The organism is Nocardia sp. NPDC057227, from assembly GCF_042669725.1.
Lineage (GTDB): Bacteria > Actinomycetota > Actinomycetes > Mycobacteriales > Mycobacteriaceae > Nocardia > Nocardia asteroides_A.
The window spans coordinates 407,628-427,983 of the sequence record NZ_JBHUXA010000002.1; the positions used below are offsets into that span (position 1 = coordinate 407,628).

Genomic DNA, 20,356 nt, shown 5'->3' on the forward strand with positions numbered 1-20,356 from the left:
GATGGATGGGCAGGTCAGGAGCGTTTGGTTCGGCGGCGGGCGGCCGGTGCGGGCGGGCTGGTCGGGCGGGCGGCCGGGCGCTCCGCCAGCCAGGCGTGGTGCGCCTTGCCGAGCTCGGTCACCGGCGGCTCGTCGTAGAGCCACTCCCGGGCGACGCGATGCCAGTTCACGGTGCAGCCGAGCTGGCCGAGCATGCCGAAGGTGAGGAAGTCGGCGCGCCGGGAGAACAGGTGCTCCGGCGGCAGGTTCTGCTGCTTCATGCCGGTGAACTCGCTCGCCCGCGGATCCACCGCGAGCAGGAAGGCGCCGCTCGCCAGCTCGGGGGTGATCGCGATCTCCTCGTCGATCAGGCACCACTCGGAGGCGGAGAGCACGTACTCCAGACACTCCTCGGCGCCGATCTCCTCCGGTGAGTCGATCACGCCGCGCTGGATCATGAGCTCGCGCAGGTCATCGGCGCGGTCCTCGGCGGCGGCGCGCAGGCAGGTGATCTCGAACCGGACGTGGTCGGTGTCCATCCGGTTGTAGAGCCCGAAATCGAGGAAGCCGACCCGGCCGTCGGCCGCGAGCAGCACGTTGCCCGGGTGCGGGTCGCCGCAGAACTCGCCGAAGGTGAAGAGCGACCCCACGTAGAAGCGGTAGATGATCTCGCCGATCCGGTTCCGCTCGGCGTCAAGCAGCCCGCGCATCTCCTCGAAGCCGCGGCCGTCGATGTACTCGCTGACCAGCACCCGGGTGCTGCTGAACTCCGGGACGGCATGCGGGACGACGATGAACGGGTGGTCGGCGTAGAGCGCGGCGATCTGCTGCTGGGTCCGCGCCTCGGCCAGGTAGTCGAGCTCGCCCTCCATGTTGAGCCGCAGCTCGTCCAGCACCGCGGGCGTCACCCAGGGCATGGCGGACTGCAGCACCTTGCGGAACATGGCGAGGTTCTTCAGGTCGGCGCGCACGGCGGCATCGATCCCCGGGTACTGCACCTTCACCGCGACCCGGCGGCCGTCGTGCAGCACGGCCAGGTACACCTGCCCGATCGAGGCGGCGGCCACCGGCTCCGCGCCGAACTCGGCGAAGAGCTCGCCGAGCGGCCTGCCCAGATCCTCCTCGATCACCGCGCGCATGGCCGCGAAGGAGACCGTCGGCGCGGCATCGCGCAGCACCGCGAGCCGCTGCTGGAACCGCTCGCGGTGCTCCTCGGGCACCAGGTCCAGGTCGAGCACCGACATCATCTGGCCGAGCTTCATGGCGACGCCCTTCATGGTGCCGAGCACCATGACCACCTGCTCGGTGGTGCGGATCATCGACTCCTCGGCCATCTTGGCGCGCACCGCCTCGGAGCGGCCGCGCATGGAGAGCCTGGTGCGCCGGGAGCGGATCATGGAGCCGGCGGCGACCGCGCCGAGTTTGGTGCCGCGAGCGAGCCGGGACGTCGGCACGTGCTTCGCCATCGAGTACCTCCGTTGGTGCCCGCGCGGTGACGTGGGCCACCCGCTCGGGATCAGACTAACCGGAGCCGTCGACGTGTCGAGAATGTCTGTGACCCGGGCCACTCCAACGAAGTTACCGGTCGGTTCTACGCCTGCGGCGGGTCTGGGAGGACGTGCTCCTGCGCGGCGAAGGTCTGCCGCGAGCCGCCCGCCCGCGCCATGCCCTCGATGGCGCTCCAGGTCATCATGGTCAGGTGGTCGATGACCTGGTCGCGGTCCATGGTCTTGTGCGTTGTCCACCAGTGCGTGGCCAGCTGGATGCCGCCGACCAGCACGTACGACCAGAGCATGGCGCCCTCGGTGTCGATGCCCTTCTCGGTGGCGCGGTCGGTGATCACGGCGGCGACCACCTCGGCGAAGAGCCGCTCGAACTCGGCGAGCGAGGACTGGTCGGCCGAGCCGTTGCCCATGATGAAGCGGTAGACCTCGGGGTCCTCGTCGACGGTGCCGACGTACTCCGCGAGCGCCGAGCGGACCAGCTGGTACTCGTCGGCGTCCAGGCTGATCGCGCCGTAGACCTTCGGCATCAGGGTGGTCTCGATGAAGCGCTGCATGGTGGCCCGGACCAGGTCGTTCTTGTCCGAGAAGTAGCGGTAGAGCACCGTCTTGGAGACGCCGATCTCGGCGGCGATCTCGTCCATCCCCGCGGTGCTGCCGCGCACCCGGACGGCGGCGAGCGTGCCGTCCACGAGTTCTTCGCGGCGGTCGATCTTGTGCTGGCGCCAGCGGCGTTTCCGGCCGTCCATCCGGCCGGTCCGCACCGCCGACGGTCGATCGGTCACTTCGCCGATATCGACGAGGTCTTCGGTGGACAGCGTGACTCCTCGGTCGTGTTGTCGGACGTGCTCGATGCCGGTGCGGGCTCCAGCCTAGTTCCCGGCGCGCGGGATAGGGGGGAATAGCCGCCGATGCGGCCGGTAACACATATCTGGGCACTTCCGCCCCCGGATGGACAGAATGGACACATGCACACAGATCCCGGCACCGCCGCCGTGCTCGAACCGGCCGGCCGTAAGCCCGCGCCCGCGGGACTCGCCGGCCTCATGGACGAGGAGGCCAAGAAGCGCGACCTGCGCCGGATGAAGGTCTTCGCGACCGGCCTGCTCGGGCTGGCCACCGTGGTCTACCTGTTCTGCCGCTGGCTGGAGTCGCGCGGCGGGGTCGCGCCCTGGGTCGGCTATGTGCGCGCCGCCTCGGAGGCGGGCATGGTCGGCGCGCTGGCCGACTGGTTCGCGGTGACGGCGCTCTTCCGGCACCCGCTCGGGCTGCCGATCCCGCACACCGCCATCATCCGGAAGAAGAAGGACCAGCTCGGCGCGAGCCTGGGCAGCTTCGTCGGCACCAACTTCCTCGCTCCGGAGGTGGTGTCGGCCCGGTTGGCATCGGCACAGGTCTCGCTGCGGGTCGGGCGCTGGATGGCGACGCCGGAGAACGCCGCGCGGGTCGCGCAGGAGAGCTCGACGCTGCTGCGCGCGGTGGTCGGGGCGCTGCGCGATGAGGACGTCGAGCAGATCATCGACAACACCATCGTCAAGCGGATCGCCGAGCCGCAGTGGGGGCCGCCGATCGGGCGGGTGCTCGCCGAGCTGCTCGCGGACAACCGGCAGCTGGCGCTGCTCGACCTGCTCGCCGAGCGCGCGCACCAGTGGGCGCTCGGCAGCCAGGAGACGATCGACCGGATCGTGCACCGGGACGCGCCGCAGTGGGCGCCGAAGTTCGTCAACGTCATGCTCGCCGAGCGCATCTACCGCGAGCTGGTCGAGTTCACCTGGAAGGTGCGCTCGGACCCGCAGCACGAGCTGCGGCTCGCGGCCAACAAGTTCCTCGAGGAGTTCGCGCACGACCTGCAGCACGACGAGGCCATGATCGCCAAGGCGGAGCGGATCAAGAGCCAGGTCATGGGGCGGGCCGAGATCACCGGCATGGCCGAGGCCACCTGGCGCGCGGCCAAGCGGCTGATCCTGGAGTCCGCCGACGACCCGAACAGCACGCTGCGCCGCAAGGTGGACGAGAACGTACGCAGGCTGGGCGAGCGGCTGCGCGACGACGAGGAGATGCGCGGCCGGGTGGACGGCTGGATCGACCGCGGCGCGCGCTACCTGGTCGGCAACTACGCGGCCGAGATCTCCACCCTGGTGACCGATACCGTCGCCCGCTGGGACGCGGAGGAGGCGAGCAAGAAGATCGAGCTGCAGGTCGGTCGTGACCTGCAGTTCATCCGGATCAACGGCACGGTCGTCGGCTCGCTCGCCGGGCTGGCGATCTACACGGTGTCGCATCTGATGTTCGGCGGCTGAGTTCGCGCCCTGCTAGCAAGGTGCTTGCAAGAGCTAGCACTTTTCCCTACACTCGTGTGTGTACAACCCACCGGAAGGTGAGTGATGGCAGAAGACCCCGACCTGTCCGGAGCCGGCGAGAAAACGGCGCGCGTCGTCCACGCGGCGCAGGACATCGGAGGTTTCATCCGGTCGCAGCGGGAATCCGCGCAGGTGTCGCTGCGACAGCTCGCCGCTCTGGCCGGGGTGAGCAATCCGTATCTCAGCCAGATCGAGCGCGGGCTGCGCAACCCCTCCGCCGAGGTGCTCGCGCAGATCGCCAAGGCGCTGCGGGTGTCCTCGGAGGTGTTGTACGTACGGGCCGGCTTTCTCGAGCAACGGCCACACGGTCCGATCCGGGACGCCCTGCTTGCCGACACCACGATCAGTGAGCGGCAGAAGCAGGTGCTCCTCGACATCTACGAGTCGTTCCGCCGGGAGAACGGCGGCGGCTCGGGGACCGGCCGGGACGACGACGTTCCACGCCCGCATACCGACGGCCTGACCGAACAGGCCACCCGGAGCCAGGAGAGCGAAACACCATGACCGAGAAGAACGCCACCGTGACCAAGACCGTTTTCGCCACCGTCGGCGCCGGTGACGCCGTCTACACCGCCGTACTGGACGCGGTCGGCCAGGTGCGCGAGCGCGCCGTCGCCACCGACGTGCAGTCCAAGGTCGGCGAGGCCCGCGAGCGGCTCACCAGGACCGAGGTGCAGGCGCAGTTCGACTCGCTGCGCGAGCGGCTGAGCGGGCTGCCGTCCGAGCTGCCGGAGGATCTGGCCGCGCTGCGCGAGAAGTTCACCCCGGAGGAGCTGCGCCGGATCGCCGAGCAGTACTACCGCCAGGCGCTCGACATCTACGCCGACCTCGCCTCGCGCGGCGAGGAGACCGTCGACCGGCTGCGCACCAACCAGGTCGTCGACGAGCGGATCCAGCGCGTCGAGACCATCTACAACGACACCGTGAAGAGCGCCGAGGGCGTGGTCGGCCGGGTCAGCGACCTGCTCGGCAGGCAGGCCAAGGCCGCCGAGGAGAAGGCGGCCGAGGTCGTCGATGCCGCGCCGGTGGTCGAGGCCGAGGTGGTCGCCGTCGCGACCGAGGTCGCGCCGACCGAGGGCCAGGCCGCCGCGCCGAAGAAGAAGCCCGCCCCGCGCAAGAAGGCCACCACCGAAGAGGCCTGATCCGCACAGCACCACCGCGCCCCCGCGTCCTGCCTGGACGCGGGGGCGCACCCCTATCATGGGTGGCGTGAACACGGTGAACGGAATGACCGGGATCATCATGCTCGTGCTCTGGGCGCTCGCGTTCGGGGCGGCGGCATTCGCGTTGATCCACGCCCTGCGCCAGCGTTCCGATGCCTTCACGGCGGTCGACAAGCTCACCAAGCCGATCTGGTCCGGGATTCTGGCGGTCGCGCTGCTGCTCCTGCTGCTCTCGTTCGGCAGCCTCGGGCTGCTCGCCTTCATCTCGATCATCGCCACCGGCATCTACCTGGCCGACGTCCGCCCGAAGGTGGACGAGGTGCAGCGCGGGCCGCGCTGGTAGCACCCGCCGGGCTGGCTCCACCGCCCCTTCGGAGTTACTGTAAGTAGCAGTAACACGAAGGAGTGTCCGATGCGTGCGAAGAAGCTGCGCAGGATGGCCGGGTACCGGGCGGGGCTGCGCTCCCGCACCTACGCCACCGCCCTGCTGAACCGCCCGACCGCCCCGCGCCGCACGCTCGAGGTGCGGGCGGCGGACGGCACCAGGCTGCGGGTGTACGCCTACGGCCCGAAGGACGCGAAGCCCGTTGTGCTGATCCACGGCTGGACCTGTGCCATCGAATACTGGAACGCGCAGATCAACACCTTCGCCGGTGAGTACCGGGTGATCGCCTACGACCAGCGCGGCCACGGCGGCAGCGAACTCGGGCGCGGCAAGCTCACCATGGACGTGCTCGCCGACGACCTGGTCGCGGTGCTCGACGCCGCGCTCGCGCCGGGTGAGCGCGCCGTGCTGGTCGGGCACAGCCTCGGCGGGATGACGGTGCAGGCCTGGGCCGCGCGCTACCCGGAGCGGGTGCGCGAGCAGGCGCGGGCGGTGCTGCTGACCAACACCGCCGCCGGTCGGCTGGTCGCCGAGACCACCGTGCTGCCCTGGTTCAACCGGACCGCGCGCTTCCTGCGCCGCAAGCTGGCGCTGCCGCTGGTAGTCGGCAGGCTCGGGCTCGGGCTGCCGATCCTCTTCCCGCCGGTCGCGCCGATCCGCTGGCTCTTCGCCCGCGGCATCATGCACCCCAGCTCGACCAGGGAGCTGCTCGACTACAGCATGGGCGTGGTGCGCTCCTGCCCGTCGCTGGTGCGCGCCAAGTTCGGGCTGCTGCTGGCCGAGATGGATCTCGGCGACGCGGCGCGGCACCTTTCGGTGCCGACCACGGTGCTGGCGGGGGAGTTCGACCACCTGACCCCGCGGGTGCACGCCGACCGCATCGCCGAGCTGCTCCGCGAGTCGGGCAACCTGCAGCGCCAGGCCGTGCTTCCCACCGGCCACCTCGGCAATGTCGAGGCGTACCCGCAGTTCAACGAGGAGCTGGCCCGGGTGCTCGTCGCCGCGGGCGACGAGCGGATGCCTGCCGCGGGCTAGGAGAAGACGACCGTCCGGCGGCCGTGTACCAGCACCCGGCCCTCCAGGTGCCAGCGCAGCCCGCGGGCGAGCACGACGCGCTCGATGTCGCGGCCCTGCCGCACCATGTCGCGGACCTCGTCGGCGTGGTCGATCCGGGTGACGTCCTGCTCGATGATCGGCCCGGCGTCCAGCTCGGCGGTGACGTAGTGGCAGGTCGCGCCGATCAGCTTCACCCCGCGGGCGAACGCCTGGTGGTACGGCCGCGCGCCGACGAAGGACGGCAGGAAGCTGTGGTGGATGTTGATCGCCCGCCCGGCCCAGTGCTGGCACAGGTGCGCGGGGAGCACCTGCATGAAGCGGGCGAGGACGACGGCGTGCGGGTCGTGCTCGTCGACCAGCTCGCGCACCCTGGCGAAGGCGGGGCCGCGCTCGGCCGGGTCCTTGGCGAAGGGGACGTGGTGGAAGCGCACCCCGTGCGCCTCGGTGATCCCGGCCAGGTCGGGGTGGTTGCCGATCACGGCCTCGATGGTGGCGGGTAGTTCGCCGCTGGTGGCCCGCCCGAGCAGGTCGTGCAGGCAGTGCGCGTCCCTGCTGACCAGCAGCACCGCGCGGCGGCGCTCGCCGGTGTCGTGCAGCTGCCACTCGGTGCCCGGCCCGAAGTCGGCCGCCACCCCGGCGAACCGGTCGCGCAGCTCGGCGAGCTCGAACGGGACGGTCCCGGCCGCGATGGCCTGCCTGGTGAAGAACCAGGCGTTGTCCGGGTCGGAGTAGTAGCCCGCCTCCACGATGGAGCCGCCGAACTCGGCGATGAACGAGGTGATCCTGGCGATGATGCCGGGGCGGTCCGGGCAGCCGAGGGTCAGCACGAAGCGCCGGTCGTTCGGGGCGGAGGTCATCCGCCCATCCTTGCAAACCGGGCTCAGAGCTCGTAGAACGCGTCGGCGTAGCGGAATTCCCCCGCGATCCGGCTGTCGAAGGTGGTGAGCGGGCGTACCTGGAGGTGCGACGCCCACTCCGGCCGGTCCGGCGCGATGCCGTACCGAGCGGCCGGGGCGAAGCCGAAGCGCGGGTAGTAGTCCAGGCTGCCGAGCAGCCCGACCAGCGGCTCGTCCAGTGCGTCCGCCGCGCCGAGCGCCGCGTGCACCAGCGCGCCGCCGATGCCGTCCCGCTGCCGTTCCCGCAGCACTCCGAGCGGGCCGAGCGCGAGCACCGGGAAGGGGCCGACCGCGGCCCTGGTCAGGCAGGTGTGCCCGACGACGGCGCCGTGCTCCTCCGCGACCAGCGAGAGCGTCGGGATCCAGGCGTCGCCGCCGCGCAGCGCGGCGACCAACCCGACCTCGGCCGGGTCGGCGGCGGCCCGCTCGGTATCGCGTTCGGCGAACGCGCTCCGATGCACGGCGGCGATACCGGCGATGTCGTCAGCGTGTTCGCGGCGGATCAGCACCATTCGAGTCTCCCCTCGAGCGGCCGAGGCCCGCAATGCAATTCGCCGCCCGTGTGCCAGACTTTCACCTCATGGCAGAACCCGCGTGGCCGAGCCGGGCCGAAGTCGCCGCCGTCATCGACCACACGCTGCTCGCCCCCGAGGCGACGCCGGACCGGGTCGCCGCGCTGATCGCCGAGGCGCGCGAGCTCGGGGTGCTGGCGATCTGCGTCTCGCCCGCCATGCTGCCGGTGCGGGCGCAGGGGCTGGTGGTCGCGACCGTCGCCGGCTTCCCCTCCGGCAAGCACCACTCGCTGGTCAAGGGGGCCGAGGCGCGGCTCGCGGTGGAGCAGGGCGCGGACGAGGTGGACATGGTGATCGACGTCGGCGCCGCCGTCGCGGGCGACTACGCCGCGGTGCTCGCCGACATCGTCACGGTGCGCGAGGCGGTCGGCGAGCGGACGGTGCTCAAGGTGATCATCGAATCCGCCGCGCTGTCCGACGAGGCCGTCGTCGAGGTGTGCCTGGCCGCCGAGCGGGCGGGCGCGAACTTCGTCAAGACCTCCACCGGCTTCCACCCGGCGGGCGGGGCGAGCGTGGCCGCGGTGCGGCTGATGGCCGAGACCGTCGGGGGACGGCTCGGGGTGAAGGCGAGCGGCGGGATCCGCACGGCGGCGGCCGCGGCGGAGCTGCTGGCCGCGGGTGCCACCCGGCTCGGCCTCTCCGGCTCGCGCGCGGTGCTGGACGGGTTTCCGGGCTGAACTCAGCAGCGGACCTCCTTGTTGCTGTTCTGCGCGTTCGTGTCCAGGTCGAAGTGGCCGCCGGTGAGGTGCACGTCGATCCCGCTGTCGGTGACGGCGATCCGGTCGGCGCGCATGCCGATCGGGAAGGCCTGCAGGCTCTGCGTGAACAGGTCGACGATGCCCTGCACCAGGTCGGTGGGGAGTCCGATGCCGAGGAACTGGGCGGCGGTGGTGTCGACGACGACCTTGTCCGAGCGCACCTGCGGGCGCACCTCCAGCTGGGCAAGCCCGCCGAGCACGTCCATGGTGACGGTGCCGCTGCCCGCCGCGGACTTCACCCCGGTCACCATGCCGGCGAGGGTCTGCGCGATGCCCTCGTTGCTCCAGGTGACGTCGGCCGAGGAGGCGCCGACGCTGCCGCCGCCGTCGTCGTTCAGGACGACGTCGGAGAAGGTCGCGTGCACGACCATCCCCTCGGCCGGGCCGAAGCGGTTGTCGTTGCTGTCCACCGTCACCTCGGGCACCTTGCCGTCGATGTAGGTGAGCAGCAGGGGTTTCGGGCCGAAGGAGACGTCGATGGTCGAGCCCATCTCCCGCTCGAACTGGGAACTGATGCATTGCGAGACCTGGTGCCGCGCGTAGGCCTCGGTGCCGACGATGGCGCTGCCGAGCAGTAGAACGACCACGACGAGGGCGATCACCAGCGGACGCCGCCGGTTGGTGCGCCGGGCGAGGGACGGTGCTGTGCTCATGGCGCTCGATTCTTCCGCACAAGTCTGAGCCGGTTCTGTGGACATGGTGAAGGCTCTGCCAAGGTGTACCGGTTGGGACGGATCCAGGCGGAATGTGACATGAGGCACAGCCTTACGGCGTAATCTCGGATCATGGCGGGCAACGATGCGAGCCGCCGCTTGCACGGCTGGGCGGAACTGCACGAACTGGCGGCGCGGCACGCCGGGTTCTTCACGGCGCGTCAGGTGATGCGCGCGGGATGTGAGGCGCGGGTGCGCGCCGGGCTGGAGGACGGCTCGATAGCGCGGGCCGCCATGGGCATGCTGCGGATCGCCGGGTCACCGATCGGGCCGCTGGACGAGTACGCCATGTGGGCGGCGTGGTTCGACGACGAGGTGGCGGTCTCCCACCAGAGCGCCGCCGACCTGCACGGCCTCGGGCGGCTGCGGCCGCGGTTCCTGCACCTCTCGGTCCCCGCCGGGCGGCCGCCGGTGACGCCGCGGGTCGTCGTGCTGCGCCGGGCGCTGGCAGGCGACGAGGTGGAGTCGGCCGGGCCGTTCCTGGTGACGACGCCGGTGCGCACCGTGCTCGACCTCGCCGAAGGCGATATCGCGCAGGTCGCGCTGGACGAGGTGGTGGCGGACGCCGTCGCCATCGGCCGGTGCGCGGCGGGGGAGATCCGGGCCGCGGGCGTCGGGCTCGCGCCGCGCGCCGCCGCCCGGGTGCACCGGGCGCTCGCGGCGGTGTAGGGGCCTGCAGCCGAGTCACCGCGGTGGCGGCGGTGTAGGGGCCTGCGGCCGAGTCACCGCGGTGGCGGCGGCGCGTGGGCCGGGTGGCGCGGCCTCGAACCGGGCGCGGGCGTTGGCGCACCGGCCGAAAGCCTGCCGCAGGGCTCAGGACATCGCCGGGGCATCGGTCGGCGCGACGTGTGCCCAGGGCACGCTCAGGACGCAGTCGCGCATGCGGCGGCGGAATACGCGCAGCGGGATGCCCTGCGCGGCAAGCGCTTCGGCGGCGATCCGCCAGCGGAACCGCGGCCCGAAGGTGGCCACCGGCGCGGCCTGCGCCCAGGCGCGGTCGGCGGCGGTGAGCAGCGCGTGGATCGGCTCGCCTGGCACATTGCGGTGGATGAGCGCCTTCGGCAGCCGCTCCGCGATGTCGGACGGCCGCTCGACGGTGAACGGATCCCAGGCCAGGGTGAGCGTCAGCGGCCCGGTGCGGTCGAGCAGGATCCAGGCGCAGCGCCTGCCCAGCTCGTCGCAGGTGCCGTCGACCAGCAGCCCGCCCGGCGCCAGATTTCCGAGCACGGTCGCCCACGCCTCCGGCACCGCCGACTCCGGGTACTGGCGCAGCACGTTGAAGGCGCGCACCAGGGTCGGCCGCAGCCCGGCCAGCTCGAACCCGCCGCGCGCGAAGGTCACCCCGTCGCGGCCGGGCACCACCCGCTCCGGATCGATCTCCAGCCCGGTCACCCTGACGTCGGGGCGCACCGCGCGCAGGCGGGCGGCGAGCTCCAGCGTGGTCCACGGCTGCGCGCCGTAGCCGAGATCGACGACGAGCGGGTCGGCGGCCTCCAGCAGCCGGGCGCGGACCAGCGGGTCGGCCACCAGCCGCCGGTCACTGCGGCGCAGCCGGTTGACCCCGGTGGTGCCACGGGTGACGGTGCCGATCGGCCGCCGGTTCAGCGCGCCGGCGTTCCCGCTTCCAGCCACTTCAGCGTCTCTTCTGCCTCGGCGCGGAACAGATCGACCAGGTTCACCAGGATCAGCTGCTCCAGCCGCGGCCCGACCATGGGGATGAAGACCTTCGCCTCGGAGGAGTAGCGGATGGTGCTGCCGGTCTCGGTCGGGAAGAGCCGGATGGTGCCGTTCAGGCTGCCCGGCCCGGCCGGGATCGAGGCCGAGTACTTGCCGTGCACCTCGTCGTCGCGGAACGGGCCCCAGCTCTCCTTGCGGGTGATCACCATGTCCTTGCGGAGCACGGTCTGCGCCATCTCGGGGAGCATCTCGCGCGGGATGATGTGCTCCAGCACGACCTCGATCCCCGTCTCCGCGGAATCCACGCTGACCACGTGGTTCGGCGAGTATTTCCGCATCTCCTCGACCCTGGCCTCCCAGTAGTCGCGGGTCGACAGCGCCGCGTACAGCTCCTTGGTGGTGTGCAGCGGGTACCGGGCGGAGTAGTCGAGTCGGCGAGCCATGAGCCGACACGTTACCGGTGCCCGCTCGCCGCGCGGCACACGGCGGGCGATGTGGCGAACGCCCACAATCCGCCCGCCTGCGGCGTGCTGCCGCGCCCCGGCGTCAGCGCTGCGCGAGCCAGGTATCGGTGAACTCGGCTTCGTTGCCGAGCAGCTCGACCAGCCGCTCCGCGATGGCCGCCTCGATCTTCCCGCCGAAGAGCGGCACCTTGACTTCGATGGTGCCGGTGATCGTGGCCACCGAGCCCGCGCCGTCGGCGGCCAGCGCGATGCTGCCGCGCACCTCGGCGGGGGCGCCCTCGACCTTGGCGGTGAAGGTCCCGGTGTCGCCGGTCCACTCCTCGACCCGCGGGATGATCAGGTCGCCGGGGCGCACCGCGGTGATCGCCGCGGGCAGTAGCTCGGCGGCGATGGCCTGCACCAGCTCCGCGTGCACCCGGTCGCCATCGATGGTGATCCGATCCAGCCTGGCGTTCGGCCCGCCGACCTCGGCGATCCGGTCCTTCCAGTACTGCTCGTCGGCGATCGCCGCGCGCACGGCCGCGGCCGAATGGGAGTAGCGGGCGGTGTACGCCAGGGGGGTCGCCATGGTCGGACACGCTACCGTCTGCAGCGTGCGATCTACTCGGGTGGTCTCCTCGGACGAGGTGCGCGAACTACTGGCCGATTCCGGTGCCGAAGTGCGCCCCGACGTGCCGCTGGCCGGGCTGACGACGCTGCGCGTCGGCGGCCCCGCGACCGTGGCCGAATGTGCCGATGAGGCGGCCCTCGTCCGCACCGTCGGCGCGCTGGACGCGGCGGAGATCCCGGTGCTGCTGCTGGCGGGCGGCTCCAATCTGCTGATCGCCGACGGTGGGTTCCCCGGCGTCGTGGTGCGGATCGCGAACGCCGGGGTCGAGCTGACCGCCGACTCGGTGCTCGCCGAGGCGGGCGCGGTCTGGGACGACGTGGTGGCGCGGACCGTCGCCGCCGGGTTCGGCGGGCTGGAGTGCCTCTCCGGCATCCCCGGCTCGGCGGGCGCGACCCCGGTGCAGAACGTCGGCGCGTACGGCGTCGAGGTGGCCGGGCTGCTGCGCCGGGTCCGGCTGCTGGATCGGGCGAGCGGTGCGGTGCGCTGGGCCGAGCCGTCGGAGCTCGGCTTCGGCTACCGGACCAGCCTGCTGAAGCACTCCGACGCCGCGGTGGTGCTCGCGGTGGAGTTCGCGCTCGACCCCACCGGCGCCAGCGCGCCGCTGCGCTACCGGGAGCTGGCCGCGACCTTCGGCGCCGAGGAGGGCGAGACCAGGCCCGCCGCCGAGGTGCGCGACGCGGTGCTGCGGCTGCGCGCGAGCAAGGGCATGGTGCTGAACCCGGACGACCACGACACCTGGAGCGCGGGCTCCTTCTTCACCAACCCGGTGGTGCCGGAGCCGGAGGTGGAGCGGGTGCGGGCGGCCATCGCGGCCCGGGTCGGCGATGTGCCGGTGCCGGTCTACCCGGCGCCGGACGGGGTGAAGTTCTCCGCGGGCTGGCTGATCGAGCGGGCCGGGTTCGGCAGGGGCTTCCCCGGCGCCGATGCCCCGGCCCGGCTCTCCACCAAGCACACGCTGGCGCTGACCAACCGCGGCGCCGCCACCGCCGCCGACCTGGTCGCGCTGGCGCACACCGTGCGCGACGGCGTCGCCGAGCGGTTCGGCATCCGGCTGCACCCCGAGCCGGTGACGGTCGGGGTCACCGTGTGACCGGTTCGGCCAGGCGGTAGCGCGCCGCCGCGCGTAGATTCGAGGAAGTGCGCATACGCCAGGCTTCCCGAAGGTCAGTGGCCGTGCTCGCGGCCGTCGTGTTCTCCGTGCTCGCGCTGCTGCTCGCGAGCTGCGGCTCCGGCGGCTCCGGGTCGGAGCCCGAACCGGCCGAGCCGGTCGCCCAGGTCACGCTCGACCCCGGCGCCGACGCCACCGGCGTCAGCCCGACCGCGAAGATCTCGGTCTCGGTGCGGAACGGCACCATCGACGAGGTCGCGTTGAGCAATGCCGCGGGCAAGCAGGTCAGCGGGCAGTTGAGCGCGGACCGGCGCGAGTACACCGTCACCGAGCCGCTCGGCTACGACGCCACCTACAGCTGGACCGGTACCGCCATCGGCACCGACGGCAAGCCGGTGCCGATCGAGGGCGGGTTCAGCACGCTGGCGCCGACCGGGACCACCCCGGCCACGCTGAACATCGGCGACGGCCAGGAGGTCGGCATCGCGGCGCCGATCATCCTGAAGTTCACCGGCCCGGTGCCGGACAAGGCCGCGGCCGAGAGGGCGCTGACGGTCACCACCGACCCGCCCACCGAGGGGTCGTGGGCCTGGCTGCCGGACGACGGCGGCGCCCGCGCGCACTGGCGGCCGAAGAGCTACTGGCAGCCAGGCACGACGGTGCACGTGGACGCGAAGCTCTACGGCGTCGCGCTCGGCGGCGGCGCGTACGGCGACGGCGACCTGACCACCGATTTCAGCATCGGCCGCAGCCAGATCGTGCGGGCCGACGCGACCACGCACCGAATCCGGGTGGTCCGCGACGGCGGCACCGTCTTCGACTTCGCCGCCAGCTACGGCGAAGGCAACGAACCGCGCAACGTCACCCGCTCCGGCGTCCACGTGGTCACCGAGAAGTACGAGGACTTCCTGATGTCCAACCCGCCGTTCTACGAGAACGTGCGCGAGCGCTGGGCGGTGCGGATCTCGAACAACGGCGAGTTCATCCACGCCAACCCGGAGTCGCTGGCGGCGCAGGGCTCGGCCAACGTCACCAACGGCTGCATCAACCTCTCCCCGGAGGACGCCGCCGCCTACTTCCCGACCGCGCGCTACGGCGACCCGGTCGAGGTCACCAACACCTCGATCGCGCTCTCCGCCGCGGACGGCGACATCTACGACTGGGCCGTCGACTGGCCCACCTGGGCGTCGATGTCCGCGCTGGACGGCTAGCGCCGCGGCGGCTCGGGGGCGGCGCCCCTGTCGGTGGCGGCATCCGCCTCGACCTCGGCCTCGACCCGCTTGTGGTCGGCCTCGTGCCGTGCCACCTCGGCGTCGCGCTGGGCGAGCAGGTCGCGGATCTCGATGAGCAGCTCGGTCTCGGTCGGCTCGGCCGCCTTCTTCGTGCCGAACCGGTTGGTCAGGTGCCGCATCGGCATGATCAGCACGAAGTAGAGCACCGCGGCGACGATCGCGAAGTTCAGGAACGCGCTGATGATCGGGCCGATCGCCACGAAGGTGGCCGGCTTGCTCGACACCAGCCGGAAGCCGAGCCCGAGCTCGTCGGTGCCGCCGAAGACCGCGAGCAGCGGATTGATCAGCCCGCTGGAGAACGAGGTGACGACCGCGGTGAAGGCGGTACCCATGACCACCGCGACCGCGAGATCGATGACGTTGCCCCGCAACAGGAAATCGCGGAAACCCTTGAACACGACCGGACCACTCCCACCGTCTCGACTGCCGAACCGGTCCGATGCTAACGGCTGCGGCCCCGGCCCGCGCGGCTCAGGAGCGGCGCGCGAACCGCCCCGGCGCGACCTGGTCCCGCGGCGCGACGGTGATCTGGTCCAGGTTCACGTGCGGCGGGCGGGAAGCAACGAAGCCGACGATCTCCGCGATGTCCTGCGCCACCAGCGGGTCGATCCCCTCGTACACCTTGGCCGCCCTTTCCGCGTCGCCGTCGAAGCGGACCAGCGAGAACTCGGTCTCCACCGCGCCGGGCGCGATCTCGGTGAGCCGCACCGGCTTGCCGAGCAGCTCGCCGCGCAGGGTGCGGTGCAGCACCGCCTGGGCGTGCTTGGCCGAGGTGTAGCCGGAGCCGTTGTCGTAGGCGTGGAAGGCGGCGACCGAGGTGATGGTGACGATCAGGCCGTCGCCGGATGCGATGAGCTTCGGCAGCAGCGCCTTCGTGATGCGCAGCGTGCCGAGCACGTTCGTCTCCCACATCCAGCGCCAGTCGTCCAGGTCGGCCTCGGCGACGGTGGCCAGCCCCTTGGCGCCGCCCGCGTTGTTCACCAGGATCGATGCCGTCGGGATCGCGTCGGCGAAGGTGGCGACCGACTCGTCCGAGGTGACGTCCAGCTCGAGGGCGGTGCCGCCGATCTCCTCGGCGAGCGTGCGCAGCCGGTCGAGCCGGCGCGCGCCCACGTAGACGTGGTAGCCCTGGCCGGCGAGTTGCCGGGCGGTGGCCTCCCCGATTCCCGAGCTGGCTCCGGTGACGACGGCATTCAGGCTGCTCATGGTTGTCGATCGTAGGCGGGCCGTGCTCGGCACCCGACCGGCCGGGTACGGCGAAACCGCCCGCCAGCGGCCGGGTCTAGCCTTCGGATCATGGCGATACGCGAAGTGCAGAGCGCGGACGGCACCGGCATCGTGTACCGGTCGAGCGGCCCGGCGGGCGCGCGGCCACTGGTGCTGCTGCACGGCTGGTCCGCCGATCTGCGCTGCTGGGGCGCGGCGGCCGACGATCTGGCCGAGCGCTTCCGAGTACTCGCGGTCGACTCGCGCGGCCACGGCTACTCCGGCGCCCCGGCGAGCGGCTACGACGACCCGGCCAACTGGGCCGCCGACGTCGCCGCGGTCCTCGCCGACGCCGGGATCGAGCGGGACGCGATCCTGCTCGGCTGGTCCTACGGCGGCATCGTGCTCACCGACTACCTCGCCGCGCACGGCACCGGCGCGGTGGCGGGTGCGATCTACACCGGCGCCATGGCGAGCATCGGCAAGGGCGTGCCCGGGGCCGAGCCAGGCCCCGCGCTCGGCGCCGCGATGCCCGGCGTCTTCGAGGAGAGCCCGGGCCGGGCGCTGCGCGCCTTCGGCGCGTTCGGCGACGCCAACACCGGGCCGAGCCGGGAGCGCGGCGTCGACGCCCAGCGGCTCTTCGGCGCGAGCCTGGCCACTCCGCCCGCGGTGCGTAAGGCGCTGTTCTACCGGACCGTGGACAACACCGCGACGTTGCGCGCGCTGGACATCCCGGTGCTCGTGCTGCACGGCACCGCCGATCCGGTGGTCCCCGTGGTGAACGGCAGGTACATCGCGGAGACCGCGCCGAAGGCGCGCGGCTCCTACTGGGAGGGCGCCAAGCACGGGCTCTTCCTGGAGGATCGGGCCCGCTGGGTGGCCGAGGTGACGGAGTTCGCCGACTCCCTGTGACCGCTCTCACCAACGCCCGCAGCGGTGGTGGCGGGTATCGGTCACCGGTGCACTATGGAGTGTGTGAGTCACTGTCCGCGTCGCATCGCCGTGCTGTCGGTCCATACGTCGCCGTTGGCCCAGCCCGGTACCGGCGATGCGGGCGGGATGAACGTCTACGTGCTGCAGACCGCGCGGGAGCTGGCCAGGCGCGGGGTCGAGGTGGAGATCTTCACCCGCGCGACGTCGTCGAACCTGCCCCCGGTGCAGGAGGCCGCGCCCGGCGTGCTGGTGCGCAATGTGGTCGCGGGCCCGTTCGAGGGGCTGGACAAGCACGATCTGCCCACCCAGCTGTGCCCGTTCACCGCCGAGGTGCTGCGCCAGGAGGCGCGGCAGGCGCCCGGCTACTACGACCTGGTGCACTCGCACTACTGGCTCTCCGGCCAGGTCGGCTGGCTGGCGCGGGACCGCTGGCGGGTGCCGCTGGTGCACACCGCGCACACCCTGGCCGCGGTGAAGAACGCCGCGCTCGCCGATGGCGACACCCCGGAGCCCGCCAGCCGGGAGATCGGCGAGAAGCAGGTCATCGCCGAGGCCGACCGGATGATCGCCAATACCGTCGAGGAGGCGCGGCAGCTCATCGAGCTCTACGGCGCCTCGCCGGACCGGGTCGACGTGGTGCCGCCCGGCGCCGACCTCACCCGCTACCACCCGGGTGACCGGGCGGCCGCCCGACGCGAGCTCGGGCTGCCGCAGGACGAGCGGATCGTCGCCTTCATCGGCCGGATCCAGCCGCTCAAGGCGCCGGACGTGCTGGTCCGCGCCGCCGCCGAGCTGCTCCGGCGCGACCCCGCGCGCCGGCTCCGGGTCCTCATCGTCGGCGGGCCGTCCGGCACCGGGCTGCAGCGCCCGGACGCGCTGATCGAGCTGGCCGCGGCGCTCGGCATCGGCGACCGGGTGATCTTCCTTCCCCCGCAGCCGCCGGAGCGGCTGGTGCAGGTGTATCGCGCCGCCGACCTGGTCGCCGTGCCGAGCCACAACGAGTCCTTCGGCCTGGTCGCCATCGAGGCGCAGGCCAGCGGCACCCCCGTGCTCGCCGCCGACGTCGGCGGGCTGAGCACCGCGGTGCGGCACGGCGAGACCGGGCTGCTCGTCCCCGGCCACCACACCCCGGACTGGGCGGACGCGCTCGGCGCCCTGCTCGACGACGGACCCGGGCTGCGCGCCATGGGCGCCGCCGCGGTGACGCACGCCGCCGGATTCTCCTGGGAGCACACCGCCGACGGGCTGCTGACCTGCTACGACGCCGCGCTGGACGAGTTCGGCGGGCGCCGCCGCGCCGGCCCGAGGCTGCGCGCCGAACTGGCTGCGAATGATTCCGCGCTGCCGCGGGTAAGCGCCGAGGAGGCAAGGCCCGAGCCCGTCTTCGGCGAGCCGGGGCAGGCAAGGACGCGGGCGCTGTGGCGGCGCCGGACGGGAGTACGGCGATGACCGGAACGGCCGAGCTGATCGAGGAGACCCTGCGCGAGCGGGAGATCGAGTACACCCGCCCCGGCGACGGCACCTTCGTGGTGGTGCTCCCCGGCGAGCGCAAACTCAAGACCAACGTCATGCTCACCGTCGGCACGCACGGGCTGCGGGTGGAGAGCTTCGTCTGCCGCAAGCCGGACGAGAACTTCGAGGGCGTCTACAAGTACCTGCTGCGCCGCAACCGCAGGCTCTACGCGGTGGCGTACACGCTGGACAAGGTCGGCGACATCTACCTGGTCGGCCGGATCTCCGCGCACGCCGTCACCGCCGACGAGCTGGATCGCCTCTTCGGCCAGATCCTGGAGGCGGTGGACCAGGACTTCAACACCCTGCTCGAGCTGGGTTTCGCGGAGTCCATCCGCAAGGAGTGGAAGTGGCGGGTCGCGCGCGGCGAGTCGCTGCAGAACCTGCGCGCCTTCGAGCACCTCGTGGATTCCGCCGACAGGGGCTGAGCGGTCCGGGGATGATCACCCGGTGAGGCAGTCTTTTCTGTGGTGTCCGTGGTGACGCGGATCGCGCTCGACATCGGTGCCACCAAGTTCGCCGCGGCACGGGTGCGCCCGGATTCGCCGCGGTCGCTGGAGGCCGAGGTGGGGTTCGGCCTCGGCGCCGTGCATCGAGCCGACGTCCCGGCGAGCGGGGTCTGGGAGGTCTGCCGGGAACTCCTGCTCGAGGTCGCGGGCGGCGAGCCGGTCGAGGCGATCGGCATCGGCGCGGCAGGCCCGGTCGACGTCACCGCCGGCGTGACCGGCCCGCTCAATATCCCGGAGTGGCGCTCCGGCTTCCCGATCGTCGACTCGGTGCGCGCGCTCTTCCCCGGCGCCACCGTCCGCTTCGCCGTCGACGGCGCCTGCCTGGCCCTGGCCGAACAGCGCGCGGGCGCGCTGCGCGGGGTGCCGGACGCGCTCGCCATGACCGTCTCCTCCGGGATCGGCGGCGGCATCCTGGCCGGCGGCCGGGTACTGACCGGGCGCACCGGCAACGCCGGGCACGTCGGGCACATCGTCGTCCCCGGCGAGGAGGTGCCGTGCGGCTGCGGCGGCTTCGGCTGCGTGGAGGCGGTGGCGAGCGGGCTGTCGTCGGTGCGCTGGGCCAGGTCGCGGGGGTGGCGCGGCAGCAGCGGCGTCGAGCTGGCGGCCGACGCCGCGGCGGGCAACTCCACCGCGCAGGCCGCCCTCGAACGGGCGGGGACCGCGCTCGGCCGGGCCGTCTCCTCGGCCGCCGCCACCCTCGACATCGACGTGGTGGTGATCGGCGGCGGCTTCGCGGCGTCCGGCGAGCCGCTCTGGAAACCGCTGCGCGCCGCCGTCACCAGGCACGCCAGGCTCGGCTTCCTGCGCAGGCTGCGGGTGCTGCACTCCGAGATCACCGTCGGCGCCACCCTCGCGGGCGCGGCGGTGCTCGCCGCCGGGCCGGGAGCGGACGCCGGTGACGTGCCAGAATGGCCCGCATGACGTACACCCTCGTGCTGCTGCGCCACGGCGAGAGCGAATGGAACGCCCTGAACCTGTTCACCGGCTGGGTGGACGTGCACCTCACCGACAAGGGTGTCGCCGAGGGCAAGCGGGCGGGCAGGCTGCTCGCCGAGCACGGGATCCTGCCCGACGTCGTCTACACCTCGCTGCTGCGCCGCGCGATCAGCACCGCGAACATCGCGCTGGACGCCGCCGACCGGCACTGGATCCCGGTTGTCCGGGACTGGCGGCTGAACGAGCGGCACTACGGCGACCTGCAGGGCAAGAACAAGGCCCAGGTCCGCGACCAGTACGGCGAGGACCAGTTCATGCTCTGGCGGCGCAGCTACGACACCCCGCCGCCGCCGATCGACGCGGCCAACGAGTACAGCCAGGAGGGCGAGCCGCGCTACGCGGGTATCGACGTGCCGAAGACCGAGTGCCTGCTCGACGTGGTGCGCCGCTTCCTGCCGTACTGGGAGTCGACCATCGCGCCGGAGCTGGTCGCCGGGAAGACCGTGCTGGTCGCCGCGCACGGCAACTCGCTGCGCGCGCTGGTCAAGCACCTGGACGGGATCTCCGACGACGATATCGCCGGGCTGAACATCCCCACCGGCATCCCGCTCCGCTACGAGCTGGACGAGAACCTGAAGCCGGTGCGCCCCGCCGAGTACCTCGACCCGGAGGCCGCCGCCGCGGGCGCCGCCGCCGTCGCGAACCAGGGCGGCAAGTAGCCCCGG

Annotated in this window: 24 protein-coding genes; 14 read left to right on the plus strand and 10 right to left on the minus strand. The window is 72.2% G+C overall.

Annotation, left to right across the window (positions count from 1 at the left end; translation table 11 throughout):
• Window positions 1–14: 14 nt before the first annotated feature.
• On the minus strand, window positions 15–1,445 hold the full coding sequence (locus ACFUJ1_RS05235; RefSeq protein ID WP_378642693.1) for an ABC1 kinase family protein: 1,431 nt from the start codon (window positions 1,443–1,445) through the stop codon (window positions 15–17).
• A gap of 125 nt (window positions 1,446–1,570) precedes the next feature.
• Complete coding sequence (locus tag ACFUJ1_RS05240; protein WP_378642961.1) at window positions 1,571–2,245, minus strand: TetR/AcrR family transcriptional regulator; 675 nt, start codon at window positions 2,243–2,245, stop codon at window positions 1,571–1,573.
• Between the two features lie 204 nt (window positions 2,246–2,449).
• On the opposite strand from ACFUJ1_RS05240, the gene ACFUJ1_RS05245 reads away from it, so the two are divergent.
• The 5 genes from ACFUJ1_RS05245 to ACFUJ1_RS05265 all read left to right on the plus strand — a co-directional run bounded on the left by ACFUJ1_RS05245 (window position 2,450) and on the right by ACFUJ1_RS05265 (window position 6,424).
• The gene (locus ACFUJ1_RS05245) at window positions 2,450–3,781 is read left to right on the plus strand and encodes a DUF445 domain-containing protein (RefSeq protein ID WP_378642696.1); all 1,332 of its coding nucleotides are present in this window, start codon (window positions 2,450–2,452) and stop codon (window positions 3,779–3,781) included.
• Between the two features lie 84 nt (window positions 3,782–3,865).
• On the plus strand, window positions 3,866–4,345 hold the full coding sequence (locus ACFUJ1_RS05250; protein WP_378642698.1) for a helix-turn-helix domain-containing protein: 480 nt from the start codon (window positions 3,866–3,868) through the stop codon (window positions 4,343–4,345).
• Window positions 4,342–4,983 carry a heparin-binding hemagglutinin gene (locus tag ACFUJ1_RS05255; protein WP_378642701.1) on the plus strand — a complete coding sequence of 214 codons (642 nt, stop codon included), beginning with the start codon at window positions 4,342–4,344 and terminating at the stop codon, window positions 4,981–4,983. The genes ACFUJ1_RS05250 and ACFUJ1_RS05255 overlap by 4 nt, the downstream gene beginning before the upstream one ends.
• 58 nt (window positions 4,984–5,041) lie before the next feature.
• The gene (locus ACFUJ1_RS05260) at window positions 5,042–5,347 is read left to right on the plus strand and encodes a DUF2516 family protein (protein ID WP_378642703.1); all 306 of its coding nucleotides are present in this window, start codon (window positions 5,042–5,044) and stop codon (window positions 5,345–5,347) included.
• A gap of 69 nt (window positions 5,348–5,416) precedes the next feature.
• Window positions 5,417–6,424 carry an alpha/beta fold hydrolase gene (locus ACFUJ1_RS05265; protein ID WP_378642706.1) on the plus strand — a complete coding sequence of 336 codons (1,008 nt, stop codon included), beginning with the start codon at window positions 5,417–5,419 and terminating at the stop codon, window positions 6,422–6,424.
• On the opposite strand, the gene purU is transcribed toward ACFUJ1_RS05265, so the two are convergent.
• Together purU and ACFUJ1_RS05275 are read right to left on the minus strand one after the other, a co-directional pair.
• A complete protein-coding gene (gene purU / locus ACFUJ1_RS05270; RefSeq protein ID WP_378642708.1) occupies window positions 6,421–7,302 on the minus strand; it encodes a formyltetrahydrofolate deformylase in 882 nt (293 codons plus the stop codon). The genes ACFUJ1_RS05265 and purU overlap by 4 nt on opposite strands.
• Before the next feature lie 23 nt (window positions 7,303–7,325).
• Entirely contained in the window at window positions 7,326–7,850 is a 525-nt protein-coding gene (locus ACFUJ1_RS05275) for a GNAT family N-acetyltransferase (RefSeq protein ID WP_378642963.1), read from the minus strand.
• 71 nt (window positions 7,851–7,921) lie between these two features.
• Here ACFUJ1_RS05275 and deoC point away from each other — a divergent pair, with 71 nt between their 5' ends.
• Window positions 7,922–8,590, plus strand: coding sequence for a deoxyribose-phosphate aldolase (deoC, locus tag ACFUJ1_RS05280; protein ID WP_378642711.1), 669 nt, complete (start codon window positions 7,922–7,924; stop codon window positions 8,588–8,590).
• A 2-nt stretch (window positions 8,591–8,592) separates the two neighbouring features.
• Here deoC and ACFUJ1_RS05285 read toward each other — a convergent pair whose 3' ends face one another.
• Window positions 8,593–9,324: a DUF2993 domain-containing protein gene (locus ACFUJ1_RS05285; protein ID WP_378642713.1), complete on the minus strand. Its 732-nt coding sequence runs from the start codon at window positions 9,322–9,324 to the stop codon at window positions 8,593–8,595.
• Window positions 9,325–9,456: 132 nt separating this feature from the next.
• On the opposite strand from ACFUJ1_RS05285, the gene ACFUJ1_RS05290 reads away from it, so the two are divergent.
• The gene (locus ACFUJ1_RS05290) at window positions 9,457–10,053 is read left to right on the plus strand and encodes a hypothetical protein (RefSeq protein ID WP_378642716.1); all 597 of its coding nucleotides are present in this window, start codon (window positions 9,457–9,459) and stop codon (window positions 10,051–10,053) included.
• 144 nt (window positions 10,054–10,197) lie between these two features.
• Here the strand turns inward: ACFUJ1_RS05290 and ACFUJ1_RS05295 are convergent, their stop codons facing one another.
• The 3 genes from ACFUJ1_RS05295 to ACFUJ1_RS05305 all read right to left on the minus strand — a co-directional run bounded on the left by ACFUJ1_RS05295 (window position 10,198) and on the right by ACFUJ1_RS05305 (window position 12,093).
• Window positions 10,198–11,016 carry a class I SAM-dependent methyltransferase gene (locus tag ACFUJ1_RS05295; protein WP_378642719.1) on the minus strand — a complete coding sequence of 273 codons (819 nt, stop codon included), beginning with the start codon at window positions 11,014–11,016 and terminating at the stop codon, window positions 10,198–10,200.
• A complete protein-coding gene (locus ACFUJ1_RS05300) occupies window positions 10,986–11,504 on the minus strand; it encodes a DUF2505 domain-containing protein (RefSeq protein WP_233020740.1) in 519 nt (172 codons plus the stop codon). Before ACFUJ1_RS05300 ends, ACFUJ1_RS05295 begins: the two co-directional genes overlap by 31 nt.
• Before the next feature lie 103 nt (window positions 11,505–11,607).
• Window positions 11,608–12,093, minus strand: coding sequence for a DUF2505 domain-containing protein (locus ACFUJ1_RS05305; protein ID WP_378642721.1), 486 nt, complete (start codon window positions 12,091–12,093; stop codon window positions 11,608–11,610).
• 40 nt (window positions 12,094–12,133) lie between these two features.
• Between ACFUJ1_RS05305 and ACFUJ1_RS05310 the strand changes: the two genes are divergently transcribed.
• Entirely contained in the window at window positions 12,134–13,225 is a 1,092-nt protein-coding gene (locus ACFUJ1_RS05310; protein ID WP_378642965.1) for a UDP-N-acetylmuramate dehydrogenase, read from the plus strand.
• An 83-nt stretch (window positions 13,226–13,308) separates the two neighbouring features.
• Entirely contained in the window at window positions 13,309–14,454 is a 1,146-nt protein-coding gene (locus ACFUJ1_RS05315; RefSeq protein WP_378642724.1) for an Ig-like domain-containing protein, read from the plus strand.
• Here ACFUJ1_RS05315 and mscL read toward each other — a convergent pair.
• Together mscL and ACFUJ1_RS05325 are read right to left on the minus strand one after the other, a co-directional pair.
• Window positions 14,451–14,933 (minus strand): large conductance mechanosensitive channel protein MscL, encoded by a 483-nt coding sequence (gene mscL / locus ACFUJ1_RS05320; protein ID WP_378642727.1) that lies wholly within the window; start codon window positions 14,931–14,933, stop codon window positions 14,451–14,453. The two genes, ACFUJ1_RS05315 and mscL, sit on opposite strands and share 4 nt — an antisense overlap.
• A gap of 73 nt (window positions 14,934–15,006) precedes the next feature.
• A complete protein-coding gene (locus tag ACFUJ1_RS05325; RefSeq protein WP_378642729.1) occupies window positions 15,007–15,741 on the minus strand; it encodes an SDR family NAD(P)-dependent oxidoreductase in 735 nt (244 codons plus the stop codon).
• 90 nt (window positions 15,742–15,831) lie between these two features.
• On the opposite strand from ACFUJ1_RS05325, the gene ACFUJ1_RS05330 reads away from it, so the two are divergent.
• From ACFUJ1_RS05330 to ACFUJ1_RS05350, 5 genes are read left to right on the plus strand one after another with little or no spacing between them, the layout of a single operon-like run.
• Entirely contained in the window at window positions 15,832–16,653 is an 822-nt protein-coding gene (locus ACFUJ1_RS05330; RefSeq protein ID WP_378642732.1) for an alpha/beta fold hydrolase, read from the plus strand.
• 54 nt (window positions 16,654–16,707) lie between these two features.
• Entirely contained in the window at window positions 16,708–18,123 is a 1,416-nt protein-coding gene (gene mshA / locus ACFUJ1_RS05335) for a D-inositol-3-phosphate glycosyltransferase (RefSeq protein WP_378642735.1), read from the plus strand.
• Window positions 18,120–18,614 carry a YbjN domain-containing protein gene (locus tag ACFUJ1_RS05340; RefSeq protein ID WP_378642737.1) on the plus strand — a complete coding sequence of 165 codons (495 nt, stop codon included), beginning with the start codon at window positions 18,120–18,122 and terminating at the stop codon, window positions 18,612–18,614. The genes mshA and ACFUJ1_RS05340 overlap by 4 nt, the downstream gene beginning before the upstream one ends.
• A gap of 51 nt (window positions 18,615–18,665) precedes the next feature.
• Complete coding sequence (locus ACFUJ1_RS05345; RefSeq protein WP_378642967.1) at window positions 18,666–19,616, plus strand: ROK family protein; 951 nt, start codon at window positions 18,666–18,668, stop codon at window positions 19,614–19,616.
• On the plus strand, window positions 19,613–20,350 hold the full coding sequence (locus tag ACFUJ1_RS05350; RefSeq protein ID WP_233020731.1) for a phosphoglyceromutase: 738 nt from the start codon (window positions 19,613–19,615) through the stop codon (window positions 20,348–20,350). Before ACFUJ1_RS05345 ends, ACFUJ1_RS05350 begins: the two co-directional genes overlap by 4 nt.
• Window positions 20,351–20,356: the final 6 nt, after the last annotated feature.

Coding starts and splice junctions, on each gene's coding strand:
- ACFUJ1_RS05235 (WP_378642693.1), bottom strand. CDS start 1,445: ATGGCGAAGCACGTGCCGACGTCCCGGCTCGCTCGCGGCACCAAACTC.
- ACFUJ1_RS05245 (WP_378642696.1), top strand. CDS start 2,450: ATGCACACAGATCCCGGCACCGCCGCCGTGCTCGAACCGGCCGGCCGT.
- ACFUJ1_RS05250 (WP_378642698.1), top strand. CDS start 3,866: ATGGCAGAAGACCCCGACCTGTCCGGAGCCGGCGAGAAAACGGCGCGC.
- ACFUJ1_RS05255 (WP_378642701.1), top strand. CDS start 4,342: ATGACCGAGAAGAACGCCACCGTGACCAAGACCGTTTTCGCCACCGTC.
- ACFUJ1_RS05260 (WP_378642703.1), top strand. CDS start 5,042: ATGGGTGGCGTGAACACGGTGAACGGAATGACCGGGATCATCATGCTC.
- ACFUJ1_RS05265 (WP_378642706.1), top strand. CDS start 5,417: ATGCGTGCGAAGAAGCTGCGCAGGATGGCCGGGTACCGGGCGGGGCTG.
- purU (WP_378642708.1), bottom strand. CDS start 7,302: ATGACCTCCGCCCCGAACGACCGGCGCTTCGTGCTGACCCTCGGCTGC.
- deoC (WP_378642711.1), top strand. CDS start 7,922: ATGGCAGAACCCGCGTGGCCGAGCCGGGCCGAAGTCGCCGCCGTCATC.
- ACFUJ1_RS05285 (WP_378642713.1), bottom strand. CDS start 9,324: ATGAGCACAGCACCGTCCCTCGCCCGGCGCACCAACCGGCGGCGTCCG.
- ACFUJ1_RS05290 (WP_378642716.1), top strand. CDS start 9,457: ATGGCGGGCAACGATGCGAGCCGCCGCTTGCACGGCTGGGCGGAACTG.
- ACFUJ1_RS05300 (WP_233020740.1), bottom strand. CDS start 11,504: ATGGCTCGCCGACTCGACTACTCCGCCCGGTACCCGCTGCACACCACC.
- ACFUJ1_RS05305 (WP_378642721.1), bottom strand. CDS start 12,093: ATGGCGACCCCCCTGGCGTACACCGCCCGCTACTCCCATTCGGCCGCG.
- ACFUJ1_RS05325 (WP_378642729.1), bottom strand. CDS start 15,741: ATGAGCAGCCTGAATGCCGTCGTCACCGGAGCCAGCTCGGGAATCGGG.
- ACFUJ1_RS05330 (WP_378642732.1), top strand. CDS start 15,832: ATGGCGATACGCGAAGTGCAGAGCGCGGACGGCACCGGCATCGTGTAC.
- mshA (WP_378642735.1), top strand. CDS start 16,708: ATGGAGTGTGTGAGTCACTGTCCGCGTCGCATCGCCGTGCTGTCGGTC.
- ACFUJ1_RS05340 (WP_378642737.1), top strand. CDS start 18,120: ATGACCGGAACGGCCGAGCTGATCGAGGAGACCCTGCGCGAGCGGGAG.
- ACFUJ1_RS05350 (WP_233020731.1), top strand. CDS start 19,613: ATGACGTACACCCTCGTGCTGCTGCGCCACGGCGAGAGCGAATGGAAC.